At 71.8% G+C, this 12,922-nt stretch carries 11 protein-coding genes; 8 read left to right on the top strand and 3 right to left on the bottom strand.

Translation table 11 applies throughout. From position 1 onward, the window contains the following. Nucleotides 1–43 precede the first annotated feature (43 nt). Nucleotides 44–961 (bottom strand): LysR family transcriptional regulator, encoded by a 918-nt coding sequence (locus AC060L_RS02790; protein ID WP_483796765.1) that lies wholly within the window; start codon nt 959–961, stop codon nt 44–46. A gap of 70 nt (nt 962–1,031) precedes the next feature. Between AC060L_RS02790 and AC060L_RS02785 the strand changes: the two genes are divergently transcribed. The 8 genes from AC060L_RS02785 to AC060L_RS02750 all read left to right on the top strand — a co-directional run bounded on the left by AC060L_RS02785 (nt 1,032) and on the right by AC060L_RS02750 (nt 10,238). Beyond that, a complete protein-coding gene (locus AC060L_RS02785) occupies nt 1,032–2,153 on the top strand; it encodes a TDT family transporter (RefSeq protein WP_483796764.1) in 1,122 nt (373 codons plus the stop codon). A 400-nt stretch (nt 2,154–2,553) separates the two neighbouring features. Further along, on the top strand, nt 2,554–3,669 hold the full coding sequence (locus AC060L_RS02780) for a LuxR C-terminal-related transcriptional regulator (protein ID WP_483796763.1): 1,116 nt from the start codon (nt 2,554–2,556) through the stop codon (nt 3,667–3,669). Between the two features lie 202 nt (nt 3,670–3,871). After that, nucleotides 3,872–4,204 carry a hypothetical protein gene (locus AC060L_RS02775; protein WP_483796762.1) on the top strand — a complete coding sequence of 111 codons (333 nt, stop codon included), beginning with the start codon at nt 3,872–3,874 and terminating at the stop codon, nt 4,202–4,204. Nucleotides 4,205–4,391: 187 nt separating this feature from the next. Next, nucleotides 4,392–5,402 carry a LuxR C-terminal-related transcriptional regulator gene (locus AC060L_RS02770; protein ID WP_483796761.1) on the top strand — a complete coding sequence of 337 codons (1,011 nt, stop codon included), beginning with the start codon at nt 4,392–4,394 and terminating at the stop codon, nt 5,400–5,402. A gap of 657 nt (nt 5,403–6,059) precedes the next feature. Continuing rightward, a complete protein-coding gene (locus AC060L_RS02765) occupies nt 6,060–7,226 on the top strand; it encodes a TrmB family transcriptional regulator (protein WP_483796760.1) in 1,167 nt (388 codons plus the stop codon). Nucleotides 7,227–7,345: 119 nt separating this feature from the next. Beyond that, nucleotides 7,346–8,335, top strand: coding sequence for a LuxR C-terminal-related transcriptional regulator (locus AC060L_RS02760; RefSeq protein WP_483796759.1), 990 nt, complete (start codon nt 7,346–7,348; stop codon nt 8,333–8,335). After that, nucleotides 8,332–9,294: a LuxR C-terminal-related transcriptional regulator gene (locus AC060L_RS02755; RefSeq protein ID WP_483796758.1), complete on the top strand. Its 963-nt coding sequence runs from the start codon at nt 8,332–8,334 to the stop codon at nt 9,292–9,294. The genes AC060L_RS02760 and AC060L_RS02755 overlap by 4 nt, the downstream gene beginning before the upstream one ends. Beyond that, entirely contained in the window at nt 9,291–10,238 is a 948-nt protein-coding gene (locus tag AC060L_RS02750; protein ID WP_483796757.1) for a LuxR C-terminal-related transcriptional regulator, read from the top strand. Before AC060L_RS02755 ends, AC060L_RS02750 begins: the two co-directional genes overlap by 4 nt. A 169-nt stretch (nt 10,239–10,407) precedes the next feature. On the opposite strand, the gene AC060L_RS02745 is transcribed toward AC060L_RS02750, so the two are convergent. Next, nucleotides 10,408–11,037: a hypothetical protein gene (locus tag AC060L_RS02745; protein WP_483796756.1), complete on the bottom strand. Its 630-nt coding sequence runs from the start codon at nt 11,035–11,037 to the stop codon at nt 10,408–10,410. A 694-nt stretch (nt 11,038–11,731) separates the two neighbouring features. After that, the gene (locus tag AC060L_RS02740) at nt 11,732–12,793 is read right to left on the bottom strand and encodes a helix-turn-helix domain-containing protein (RefSeq protein WP_483796755.1); all 1,062 of its coding nucleotides are present in this window, start codon (nt 12,791–12,793) and stop codon (nt 11,732–11,734) included. Nucleotides 12,794–12,922: the final 129 nt, after the last annotated feature.

Genomic DNA, 12,922 nt, shown 5'->3' with positions numbered 1-12,922 from the left:
CAGAGTTGATGCCGTCTTCGTAGCTAAGTTGAGCTTACTACGCTCAAGTTCGGTTTGTGCGAGCTTTCCGGGTGAAAGCCAGCAGTTCCCGGGCCGGTCCGGCCGGGCGCTGCCCCGCCGGCCAGACGGCGCGCAGCGGTCGGCGCAGGTCCAGGCCGCGCACCGCGACCTCGACCAGCCGGCCGGTGCCGAGCTCGTCGGCGACCGCGAGCTCGCTCAGGCAGACCGGACCGGCGCCGGTCATCGCGGCGGCCTTCAGCGCGGTGGTGGAGGCCAGCTCCAGCAGCGGGGTGGCGGTGCCGCCGTGCGCGGCCAGCGCGCGGTCCAGGATCTCCCGGGTGCCCGAGCCGGGCTCGCGCAGCACCAGCGGGGTGGCGGCCAGCTCGCCGGCGGTCAGCGGCGCGGTGCGCCGGGCCCAGCGGTGGCTCGGGGCCACCACGACGACCAGCCGGTCGGCCGCCACCACGACGCCGGCCAGGCCGGGCGGGGTGCGGGCGCCCTCGACGAAGCCGAGATCCGCCTGACCGGTCAGCACCTGCTCGGCGACGGCGGCGGAGTTCGCGGTGCGCAGTGTCACCGCGGTGCCCGGGCGGGCGGCGGCCAGCGCGAGCAGCCAGCCGGGCATCAGGTACTCGGCCACGGTCAGGCTCGCCACCACCCGCAGCCGGGCGTCCCGGCGCTCGCGCAGCGCGTCGATGCCGGCGTCCAGCGCCTGGGCGGCCTCGACCACCTGCCGGGCCCACTCGACGACCAGCAGGCCCGCCGCGGTCGGCCGGGAGCCCTGCGGCGAGCGGTCCAGCAGCGCGACGCCGAGCTGCTGCTCCATGCCCTTGACCCGCGCGCTGGCGGCCGGCTGGCTGATCCCCAGCTCGGCGGCGGCCCGGCTGACACTGCCGTGTCTGGCGACCGCGAGCAGCAGTTCGAGGGCGCCGAGCTCGGGTACGCGTGGAGAGAGAGCCATAGGTCCAGGTTATGCCCTCATAGGGCGCCGGTGGCTACCGGTGCGGGGGCCCGGGACGGAGGGTGGAGGCATGACCACTCTCTCCACCTCGCCCAGCCCCCAGCTGACCGAGCAGTTGCGCGCCGCGCGCTTCGACCTCGGGCAGCTGGGGCCCAACTGGTACGCCGCCGTGATGGGCACCGCGATCGTCGCGAACGGCGCGGCCGCGCTGCCGTACCGGGTGCCGGGGCAGCTGGTCTTCGCCGAGGTGGTCTGGGCGCTCGGCCTGGCCACGCTGCTGACACTGCTGGCCGCCCGGGCGGTGCACCTGACCCGGCACCGGGCGCAGGCCCGCGAACAGCTGCTGGAGAACCCGGCGACCGCGGTGTTCTACGGCTGCCCGCCGATGGCGCTGCTCGCGGTCGGCTACGGGACGCTGGTGATCGGCTCCCGGCTGATCGGCACCGGTCCGGCGGTCACCATCGACTGGGTGCTGTGGGGCGTCGGCACGCTGTACGCGGTGCTGGTCGCGGCCGGCATCCCCTACCTGATGATCACCCGGCACGAGCTCTCGGTGCTGCGCGCCAACCCGACCTGGCTGCTGCCGGTCGTCGCGCCGATGGTGGCCGCCGCGCTCGGCCCGGCGCTGATCCCGCACCTGCCGGCCGCGCAGCGCCCGGCGCTCTTCTACGGCTGCTACGGGCTCTTCGGGGCCAGCCTGCTGGCGGTGGCGGTGATCATGCCGGTGGTCTTCGCCGGCCTGGTGCACAGCAAGCTGCCCGCGGTCGTGCTGACCCCCTCGCTCTTCCTGGTGCTCGGGCCGCTCGGGCAGTCCACCACCGCCGTCAACCAGCTCGCGGACGCCGCGAAGTCGGTGGCCCCGGTGCTGGCCGGCCCGGCGTTCGGGTTCGCGGTGCTGTACGGCGTGGCGGCGATCGGGTTCGCGGTGCTGTGGCTGCTGATCGCGCTGGCCGCCAACCTGCGGGCGAAGCTGCGCGAGGGGATGCCGTTCGCGCTGACCTGGTGGGCGTTCACCTTCCCGGTCGGGACCTGCGTGACCGGCGCGGCCGGGCTGGAGCGGCACACCGGCTTCGCCGGCTTCGGGTGGCTCTCGGTGGCGCTGTACGTGCTGCTGCTCGCCGCCTGGGGTGTGGCGAGCCTGCGCACGGTGGCCGCGCTGATGGGCGGGCAGCTGCTCCGGGCGGCCCGCTGAGGCTGCTGCTGCGCCTGTCGGGCTTGCTGAGGCTGCTGGGCCTGCTGCTGCCGAGCCTTCCGGGCCCGCTGAGCTCACGTTCGCCGAGCTCAGCGGGCCCCAGGGCCTGTCGTCAGACCCCCTTCTGCTCGGCGACGCCATGCACGCACTCTCGCCGTACCGGGCACAGGCCCAAGTACGTCCAGTACGAGGGTCTGCGCCCGGCACGCCGAATGGGGGCACCTCCCGGCCGAAGGCTGGGGGAGCGCACCTGACGCCGCCGAGCCGCCCTGCGGGCGACGAAGGGGTTCTGACGACAGGCCCTTGTGCTTGACGGGGCGTCACCCGGTCTCGCGCGGGCCGGGCCCGGCTGGCAGGATGGCCGCGAGCAGTCAACTCGGGGCGCGGTCAGGGGGCGTTGATGGTGCACGGGGAGCCCGGCGGTCTGCCGCAGGACCTCGCCCTCGACCCGGCCACCCAGCGCTTCTACCTGGATGTGGTGAGCGGTGGCGGCTGGGTGAAGTCCGCCGAGCTGCGACCCGCCGACGCCGCCGCGCTGGCCCGGCTGCTGGAGCTGGGTCTGGTGCGCGGCCTGCCCGGCGGCACGTTCTACTCCGCGGTCAGCCCGCGGGCCTTCCTCGGCCGGGCGGCCGGTGCGCTGCGGGCCCGGGCCACCGGACTGCTCCGGGCGGCCGACGAGGTGCACCCCGCGCTGGAGGAGCTGGCCCAGGCGTGGGACAGCGCTCCGCGCCGGTTCGACCGCACCGGAGCGGTGCAGACCGTCCGGGACCGGGACAGCATCAGGCACCGGATCGCCCAGCTGGTGGCCGACACCGAGCACGAGATCCTCACCGCCCAGCCCGGTGGCGACCGCCCGCCGGACCACCTGGCCTGGGCGCTGGCCCAGGACATCCCGTTCCTGCGGGCCGGCGGCGCGATGCGCACGCTCTACCAGCCGGTGGCCCGTACCGATCCGGCGACCAGCTCGTACGCGGCCGCCGTCACCCCGTACGGCGCGCGGATCCGGGTGCTGGACGAGGACTTCCAGCGGATGCTGATCTTCGACCGCTCGGTCGCGGTGATCCCGGCCTCGGCGGACATGGGCAGCGCCGCGTTCGTCGAGGACCAGACGGCGGTCGAGCTGCTGGTCGAGCTGTTCGACCGTGACTGGCGGCGGGCCGAGCGGGTGCCGTGGGGCTCGGCACACACCGTGCCCGACGCGGGCGCGGTCGCCGACCGGGTCGCCCGGATGCTGGCCTGCGGGCACAGCCGGCGCGGGATCGCGGCCCGGCTGGGCCTGAGCGAGCGGACGGTGGCCGGACACATCGCGCGGCTGCGGGCCGAGTACGAGGCGGAGACGCTCTTCCAGCTCGGCTGGGTGATGCGCAGCCAGGGCGAGAGCGCCGGCACTGGCACCGGCACCGGCTCTGGCATCGGCACTGGCACCGGCACTGGTCAGAGCCAGGATCAGGGCCAAGGTCAGGGTCAGGGGCGGAGTGGGAACGGGAGCAGGAGCGGGGGCGGCCGACCGAGCTGAGAGACGACCGAGTTGACCCCGGGGCGTAGCAAGAACGCTGCGCGAACCCGCAGTTGCGCGAAGGTGCAGCGGCAGGGTCCTTGTCGCGCGCCCGTGCCTGAGTCAATCTGATGGTTGGTCATCTCACCTGCCGGGGCGGCGAATCGGGGGCAAGCGAACAACACGCGGCCTTCCCGGCGGGCACTACGGGGAGGAGTGGACCATGACGGGACGTTCGCATGTCCTGGTGGAGAGTCAGGCGGTCTGGGGGAAGCCGGAGGCGGACCGGTTCCTGCGGGAGGCCGTCACGCTGGCCGAGGCCGGTGACCGGGTGATCCTCTACCTGGTCGAGGACGGCGTCTTCGCGGCCGTCTCGGACGCGATACCCGAGCTGGCCAGACTCGTCGAGCTGGGCTCCGAGGTCTGGGCGGACGACTACTCGCTCACCCACCGGGCGCTGGCGGCCACCAGGCTGTCGCCGTACGTGCGGGTGAAGGGGATCGAGGCGCTGGACGGTGCGGTCCGCGGCTCGAACGGCCGGGTGGCGATGCACTGAGCCGGTGCGCGGAGCCGGTGGACTGAATCGGGGCGCGGAGTCGATGCGCTGAGCGGATGCCATCGGCCGGTGCGCCGGGACGTCCGGCAGTTGGGACGCCCGGCCGAGCGGGCGGCAGCCGTAGCGCGGTGAGCGGTCCGCGCGTGACAGAGTGGCCTCCAGTCGGACCGATGACTGGAGGCTCGCTGTGCTGCCGCTCGACGACCGTGCGCGCGAGCTCTACCTGGCGATCCTGCGCCAGGGCGGTCGGCTGCCTGCGGACCAGGTCGAATCCGACCTGCGCGACCCGCTGGATCGGCTGGTCGCACTCGGCCTGGTCGTCTCGAACCCCCCGGACGCCTCGTACAGCGCAGTGAACCCGCGCGCCGCCGTCGGCACCGCGGCCGCCGCGCTGCGGACCGAGGCGAACGCTGCGCTGCGCCGGGCCCGGCAGGTGCAGAGCGGTTTCGACGAGTTGGCCCGCGCCTACGACGAGACGCAGCACCCGGTCAGCCGCCCCAGCCGGGTGCAGCACGTGCACGGCCTGGAGCAGATCCGGCACCGGATGCTCCAGCTGGCCGCCGAGACGACCCACGAGGTGCTGGCCGCGCAGCCCGGCGGGGCCCGCCCGGCCGAGATCCTGGCCGCCGGCCTCGAAGCCGACCTGGCCTTCACGGCCCGCGGCGGCGTCCGCCGCACGCTCTACCAGCCGGGCGCACGCACCGATGCCGCAACCGCCGGCTACTGCGCCGCGATGACGGCCGTCGGGGCGCGGTTCCGGGTGCTGGACGAGGACTTCCAGCGGCTGCTGATCTTCGACCGTTCGGTCGCGGTGATCCCGGCCGCCGGTGACAACCGCTCGGCGGCGTTCGTCGAGGACCCGGCGGCGGTCGCGGTCCTGGTCGGCCTCTTCGAACGGGACTGGCGCCGGGCCGAGCGGGTGCAGTGGGAGGCGCTGGCCGCCGTGACCGGCTTGGACGGCGCGGACGGGGTGGACGGTGCGGACGGTGGTGGCGAGTCCGGAGCGGTGCGCGAGGCGGTGGCCCGGCTGCTCGCCGGCGGGCTGACCCAGCGGGTGGTCGCCGGTCGGCTCGGGCTGAGCGAGCGCACGGTCGCCGGGCACATCGCGCGGCTGCGCGAGGAGTACGAGGCGGAGACGCTCTTCCAGCTCGGCTGGCTGATCCGGGGGCGCGGCCGCGACTGCGGCCGCGAGGGATGACCGCTGACAGATGACAGCTGACAGATGATGAAATCTGTCAGCTGTCATCCCCCGCCTGTCATCAGCCCCCTGACGGTTGACGGCGCAGGTCGGTGGCCGGTAGGACGATGTCGCCGCGAGCGCCCTTCGCAGCCCCTGCACAAGCGGATCCGGTTCCCCCGCAGTGCCGCTACCAAGACCGAACGTTCTGTCATTGTCCCAGCTCAACCCGTGTGTAAACGGAGCTTCTGGACGGGCATTCTGCAAGTTCGTGCAGTTGCGGGAACTTGAAGGAGGGGTGCCCTTGTCCGGCCGTCCGCGCGCTGTGAGGCTTGGGTTACGCCAAGCCGCCCGGGCAACCGCAGCCCGATGGTGGTGACTCGTCCTCCCTCGTCGCACAGGGGCAGAAGTATCTGTGCGACGAACCGGCGGACGTCGGGTGGTCTGCCATATGTGGTGATGGCGACCGGGCCCGGTACCAGCGAGGCGTTGCTGCTCCGCCTCGCTGGAAGCACCTTGGATTTGGCGTCAGTAGGTGGATCCGCCCGGGGCGCAGGTGACGTCTCGTCCCTGCCTCCGGGCCGGATCCGCTGCCCCAGGACCATGCGGTAGTTATGGACGGCATGAAGTGGCCGCCGTGGGGACGGTGGCCGCAGCCCGGTGCTGGGGGGTGAGGTGTTGGCCGACACTGGGGATGAGGTGGCGGCCGACACCGGGGGAAGGGCGCCGGCCGGCGCCGAAGGTGCGGACCGCGTCGATCCGACGGGTTCTCGCCCGACGGCGCTCGGCTGGGCCGCCCGTGAGCTGTACCTGGCGGTGCTGCACACCGGCGGCCGGGTCACGGCCGCAGGGGTGGACGCGGCCCGCCGGCCGGCATTCGACGAACTCGTGCAGCTCGGCCTGCTGGTGCCGCAGCCGGACGGCGCGCACTACGCCGCCGCGAGCCCGAGCACGGTCACCCGGCGGATCGGCGCCGAGATGCGGGCCGAGGCGGTCCGCTTGCTGCTCGGCTCCGAGCAGGTGGACACCGAGTACGAGGACCTGGCCACTGCCTACCGCCGTGCGATCCCGTCCGGTGAGCCGACGCTGATGCCGGCGCCGCTGCCGATACAGGTGACGCCGTCCGTGCCGGAGCTGGAGTCTCCGGTGCCGCCGGCGGGATTGCCGACGGCGGAGCGGATACACGGCCCGGAGAACGTCCGCACGCGGATCCGGCAACTGCTCGCCGAGAGCCGCGACGAACTGTTCTGCATCCAGCCGGGTCACCGGCCCGCGGAGCTGCTGGACACCGCACTGGGTCGCGACATCCCGTTCCTGCAACGCGGCGGCACCCTGCGCACGATCTACCAGCCCTGCGCACTCGCGGCTCCAGCGACGGTCTGTTACGCCGCCGAGGTGACCAAGGCAGGCGGCTGCGTCCGGATCCTCGACGAGCCGTTCCAGCGCACCTTCATCCTGGACCGCAGGATCGCCGTGATCCCGGACCCGGAGGACCCCGCCGTCGCGGTCGTCATCGACGACCCGGCGGTGGTCGGCCACCTGGTTCGGGTCTTCGAGCGGGACTGGGAACGGGCCGAGAGCGTGCGCTGGGGCGACATCCGCACCGGCGAGGGCTCGGCCCCGGCGGGCGCGCGGGTCGGCTCACTGCTCGCCCACGGTCTCACCCAGCAGGGTGTGGCCCGACGGCTCGGCCTGAGTGAGCGTACGGTGGCGGGGCACATCGCCCGGCTGCGGAACCGCTACGGTGCGCGGACACTCTTCCAACTGGGCTGGCTGATGCGCGGTGCCGAGCCCGATCCGGTGGCCGAGCGGGCGGACGACGAGTACGGGGAGAGCGTGCGGTGACCGAGGTGGACGGGCCGGATCAGGGAGCTGCGGGTCAAGGCAGCATGGTTCCAGGCGCTACAGGCCAGAGCGGTGTCGTCCAAGGCGCGCCAGCTCAGAGCGCTGCAGCTCAGGGCGCTGTGGAGCACGGCTTCGCGGACGGCGGCGCGCTGCCGCTGCCCGGCGAGCGGGGACGGGCGTTCTACCTCGCCGTGCTCGGGGACGGCGGCCGGCTGCACCCGTCCGAGATCGCGCCCGGCGAGCAGGACACCGTCGCCGAACTGGTCGAGATCGGCCTGCTCGTGCTCGACCCCGGCGAGGGCGTGTACACCACCGTCAACCCGCGTGCCGTCGGCGGCCGGATCAGCGAGGAGCTGCGCTCGGCCGGCACCCGGCTGCTGGTCCAGGCCCAGGAGATGCCCGCCCTGCTGGAGGACCTGACCAGGGCGTACGACCAGACACCCCGCAAGGTCGACTGTTCCGGCGAGGTGCAGCACGTGCAGGGCGGCGTCGAGATCCGCCGCCGCCTGGACACGCTGTTCGCCGAGGCCGTCGACGAGATCCTCTCCGCCCAGCCCGGCAGCTCCTTCCCGGGAGCCCTGCTGGAGGAGTCGGCCAAGCGGACCCGGACCTTCCTGCAACGCGGCGGCGCCGGCCGGATGCTCTTCGAACCGGCCGCCCGCTCGGACGCCCCGACCGCCGAGTACGTGCTCGCCGCCACCGAACTCGGCGCCCGGTTCCGGGTGCTCGGCGAGTCCTTCAAGCGGATGACGATCATCGACCGGCGCGTGGTGGTGATCCCCGGCGGCAACTACAGCAGTGCGGCCTTCGTCGAGGACCCGGCCGTGGTCTCCTTCCTGGTCGGCATGTTCGAACGCGACTGGCAGCGCGCCGAGCCCGTCCCGTGGACCACCACCACCCCGGACACCGCCGCCCTCCCGGTGCACGCCCAGGTCGGCCGGATGCTCTCGCAGGGTCTGACCCAGCGTTCGATCGCGGCCCGGCTGGGTCTGAGCGAGCGCACGGTCGCCGGCCACATCTCGCGGCTGCGCGAGCTGTACGACGCACAGACGCTGTTCCAGCTGGGCTGGCTGATGCGGGCCGCGGCGGGAGAGGGGCGCCAGGGGTGACAGGTGTCGTCACATCGGCCGTCATACCGGACGGCCGGGCGCGTGAGTTGTACCTGGCACTGCTGCGCGAGGGCGGCCTGTTCCGCCTCACCGATCTGGACCCGGCCGACCTCTTACAGGTCGAGCAGTTGCAGGCGGCCGGCCTGATCACCCGGATCGGTGGCGGGCTGTGGACGGTGGCGAATCCACGTACGGCTGCCGAGCGGTTGACTGCCGAGCTGCGGTCGGCGGGGCTGGCGATGTTCGAGCGGGCGCAGCAGCCGGTGGCCGAACTGGCCGAGCTGGCGACCGCCTTCGATCGGCAGCCCGCACCGCGGGGCCGCCGGGCAATCGAACAGTCGGAGGCGAGTGTCCAGATCCTGCAGCGGGTGCAACAGCTGGTCCAGGACTGCACGACGGAGATTCTGATGATGCAGCCGGGCGGCGCACGTTCGGAGCTCGCCCTGGCGAAGGCGTATCCGTATGTCCACAAGTTGGCGGAGCGCGGCGTCGCGCAGCGTGTGATCTACCACAGCGACGCCCGCGCCGATCATGGGACGGCGGCCTACGCGGCCTACGCGACCGGCCTCGGTGCGCGGATCCGGGTGTTGGGCGAGGACTTCCGGCGGATGCTGGTCTTCGACCGCGAGGTCGCGGTGGTGGCCGGCTACTCGGGTGACCTGGAGGCGTCGTTCGTCGAGGATCCGGTGCTGGTGGACGTCGTGCTGAACACCTTCGAGCGTGCCTGGGAGCGGGCCGAGCGGGTTCGCTGGGACGCGCCCTCGGCTGAGCCGGACGGCCTGCTCCTCGCGCTTCTCTCGCAGGGCCTGACCCAGCGTTCGATCGCGGCGCGGCTGGGCCTGAGCGAGCGCACGGTCGCGGCGCAGATAGCCGCGCTCCGCGAGCGTTACGACGCGCAGACGCAGTTCCAGCTGGGCTGGCTGATGCGGGCAGCGGCGGGCGAGGAGCGGCAGGCGTGACACCCGACGTCGTATTGGACGGCCGGGCGCGTGAGTTGTACCTGGCGTTGCTGCGGGAGGGCGGCGTGTTCCGCCTCACCGATCTGGATCCCGCCGACCTTCCAGGCGTCGAGCAGTTGCAGGCGGCCGGTCTGGTCACCTGGATCGATGGCGGGCTGTGGACGGTGGTGAACCCGCGTACGGCGGCTGAGCGGTTGACGGCCGATTTGCGAGCTGCGGGTCTGGCGATGTTCGAGCGCGCGGCACAGCCGGTGGCCGAACTGGCGGAGCTGGCGGACGCCTTCGACCGGCAGCCCGCACCGCGGGGCCGCCGGGCGATCGAGCGGGCTGACGCGAGTATCGCGGGTATCGAGATCCAGCAGCGGGTGCAACAGCTGTCCCAGGACTGCACGACGGAGGTACTGGTCATGCAGCCGGGCGGCGCCCGTCCGGAGCGCTCCCTGGCGCAGGCGTATCCGTACGTCCGCAATCTGGTGCAGCGCGGAGTCGCGCAGCGCGTGATCTACCACAGCGACGCCCGCGCCGATCCTGGGACGGCGGCCTACGCGGCCTACGCGACCGGCCTCGGTGTGCGGCTCCGGGTCCTGGACGAGGACTTCCGTCGGATGATGGTCTTCGACCGCGAGGTCGCGGTGGTGGCCGCCGACACCCGCGACCGGGATGCGGCGTTCGTCGAGGACCCGGTGCTGGTGGACGTCCTGGTGAACGGGTTCGAGCGGGCGTGGGAGCGCGCCGAGCGGGTGCGCTGGGACGCACCGTCTGGCGAGCCGGACAGCCTGCTCCTCGCGCTGCTGGTGCAGGGCCTGACCCAGCGTTCGATCGCGGCGCGGCTGGGCCTGAGCGAACGCACGGTCGCGGCGCAGATCGCCGCGCTCCGCGAGCGCTACGACGCGCAGACGCTGTTCCAGCTGGGCTGGCAGCTCCAGGCGGCCGCACGTGACTGATCGACTGTGGTCTGCCGGTCGACCGCGGTCCGCCGATCAAGTGCGGAATGAGGGGACGGCTGACCGGCAGCGGGGGAACTGCCGGTCAGCCGGGACGGTCCGTCGGTCGGACGGCCCGTCGGTCAAGGGGCTGCCGCCGGTCGGGGGCCCGGCGGCAGCGGTCGGCCGGTCAGCCGGTGGCCGCGCCGGTGTTCGGCCAGGCGCTGTACGGCTCGGCGTGCGCGACCCGCGGCGCGGAGGACTTGAACTGCTCGCCGGGCGCGGTCCAGAAGCCCTCGCGCAGCGAGAGCGCCATGCCGGCCCAGTCCAGCGCGGTCTCCACGATGTGCCGCAGGCTCTCCTGCGACCAGCTGTCGTCGTAGACCAGCGGCAGCACCGGCGCGACCTGCTCGATCGTGGCTATCAGCGGGTTGTGCGTGATCGCCTCGTCGACCAGCAGCACGATCGGCTTGCGCAGCGCGGAGCCCCAGCCGAGCTCCAGCGAGACTCCGGCCGAGAGCGGCGAGCCGACGTACGCGAAGACCAGGTCGGCGGTCTGCATCGCGCGGAAGTCGGACGGCACCCGCGGCTCGGGAGCCCGGCCGTCCACCGTCCAGGCGTCGCTGTGGTGCGCGCTGAAGACGGCGGCGCCGCTGCGCAGCAGCGAACTGCGCAGTGCGGTCAGCCGGGTCCGGCTTGCCAGCGTGACCACGCTGTCAGCCGGCCCGGTCAGCCGCATGAGCGGTGCGGCGAGGAAGACACGGGCCCGGCGACCTTCGGGGGCCTGGGCTGCGTGCTGGCGCATGTAGGGCTCACTCATGTCGATGGCTCCGGGGAAGGGGTCGGTCCAGCGGAGTGTGGTGTCTCTGCTGGTCAAGCACACTGCGGTGCTGGTCAGTTGCTGAAGACCGACTTCGCGTCCGGTAGAAGGTGTGATGCCTGCCGGCGAGAAGCGGGTCGGGGATTTGGGAACCGACCATGCCCATTGATCGTCACTGCTCACAGCACGAGGCGTCCACCGAGTCGGGGTGTCATCTCCCTGACTGGCATTCGGATGACACGGTGCAGGAAGCGCATGTCGGCGCCCTGACAAAGAGGTGTCATATTCCTGCCTGGCAGCACGATGACAGGCGCCGTCGGCTGTACGCGCTTGCTCCGGAGTCGGAATGAGGCTTTGATAAACACTTGTTCGGACCTGCCCGCTAGTGGCAGTGCGGGCACGAGAGTGCAAATGGACGATATATCAGGTTCATGACAAGGAGGCACCACATGCGTCGTGCACCCCGATCCGGGATCCGCGCGCTGGTGACAGCTGTCGCTGTCGGCGCAGCTCTGCTGGTGCCAGGTGTTGCTTTGACTCACACGGTCTCAAGCCCCAATGACACCATATGGAACGCGCAGGGGAAGTCCGTCGCCTCGCCTGCTGACACTATCTGGCACAACGGCGCCGTCATGTGACGCAGTGAACTGCGCATGAGCCAAGCCGAGTCACGTACCGGTGCCGGCGGTGTCGTTCAGTGCGCGGACGCGTCGGGGGGCAGCGGGTGCTCCTCCCCGAACGGGGTCTCACCTTCCTCGTGGTAGAGGCCGCTGGGGGCGTTCAGCGCCATCCGCCAGCCGAGCTGGAAGAGCGTCTCGGAGCCGTACTCCTCGCGGAAGTCGGCGATGTGCCGGGCCAGTGTCCGTTCGCTGATACCGAGGTTACGGGCGATGACTCGGTGCCCGATGCCCTGGATCATCATGCGCAGGATGTTGGCGCGCATGCGGGAGATGACCTCCGGCGGTACCTCGGTGACGCCGAGGAACGGGCTGGACCGCTCCCAGAGCCGCTCGTATGAATCCAGCATGTAGGCCACGATGGCTTTGTCGCTGATGAAAGCGGCCTTCTCCAGGTCTCCCTGGACAGGTATCACGGCGATTCGCCGGTCGATGATGAACAGCCGGGTGAACGGCTCCTCCAACGTCCGGACCTCGCCGCCCTTTTCGGTTATCTGCTCCACATAATGCCTCGCGGGCGCGGAGTACCGTGAGCTCGGGTGGTAGACGATCCGGCGGGAGACGCCTCGGCGCAGGAGTGACAGATCACTCTGCAGGGCGGCATCGTTGACGTGTATCTGGCGTCGGCTGCCGCCCGGTTGTGCGGTCAGGATCTCCAGCTGGGCGCCCTCGACCAGCATCCCTACCCGCTGGCTGATCTCCACCACGCCATGGATGTGCTCCACCGGCCCACCTGGGTGGGATTGCTGATCCAGCGACTGATAGGCGTGACTCAGTTCCTGTATAGCGGTGGGCATGGACACTGCCTGAGTCAGCAGTGAAAGGGCCTGCTTCTGCCATGCGGAACTAAGCCGCTTGGCCAGCCGGTGCGGATCGGTGGCCGTCACGATCGACGGTTTTCCTTGGTTGAGAACCAATAGACCGAGTTCGGCGAGTTCCGTGTAGGGGCCAGTGCGGTCCGCCTCGTCGACCTCGATACTCCCGCCGGCGGCAATGACCTGGAGATACAGGGACTTCGCCTCCGCTGACACGAAGTCGATGTGCTCCTTCTCCCCTTCGGTCCCGCCTGTCGAACTCATCCCTGGCTCTCCCTCCCGGGAAACTCGGTCGCCAATCCGGCTGCGAGCACTCTACGCAAGTGCGGGAGCGGGGGGGGGAGCAAAAACCAAGCGGGGGGCAACCCACCCCACCCCAGAAAGCTTCGCTCC

It is taken from the genome of Kitasatospora sp. NEAU-69, assembly GCF_057158765.1.
This window is presented reverse-complemented; position numbering and strand designations above follow the sequence as displayed.

What these genes read in the sequence shown, in the direction of transcription:
- AC060L_RS02780 (WP_483796763.1), top strand. Translation starts at nt 2,554, where the DNA reads ATGGTGCACGGGGAGCCCGGCGGTCTGCCGCAGGACCTCGCCCTCGAC.
- AC060L_RS02785 (WP_483796764.1), top strand. Translation starts at nt 1,032, where the DNA reads ATGACCACTCTCTCCACCTCGCCCAGCCCCCAGCTGACCGAGCAGTTG.
- AC060L_RS02775 (WP_483796762.1), top strand. Translation starts at nt 3,872, where the DNA reads ATGACGGGACGTTCGCATGTCCTGGTGGAGAGTCAGGCGGTCTGGGGG.
- AC060L_RS02740 (WP_483796755.1), bottom strand. Translation starts at nt 12,793, where the DNA reads ATGAGTTCGACAGGCGGGACCGAAGGGGAGAAGGAGCACATCGACTTC.
- AC060L_RS02790 (WP_483796765.1), bottom strand. Translation starts at nt 961, where the DNA reads ATGGCTCTCTCTCCACGCGTACCCGAGCTCGGCGCCCTCGAACTGCTG.
- AC060L_RS02745 (WP_483796756.1), bottom strand. Translation starts at nt 11,037, where the DNA reads ATGAGTGAGCCCTACATGCGCCAGCACGCAGCCCAGGCCCCCGAAGGT.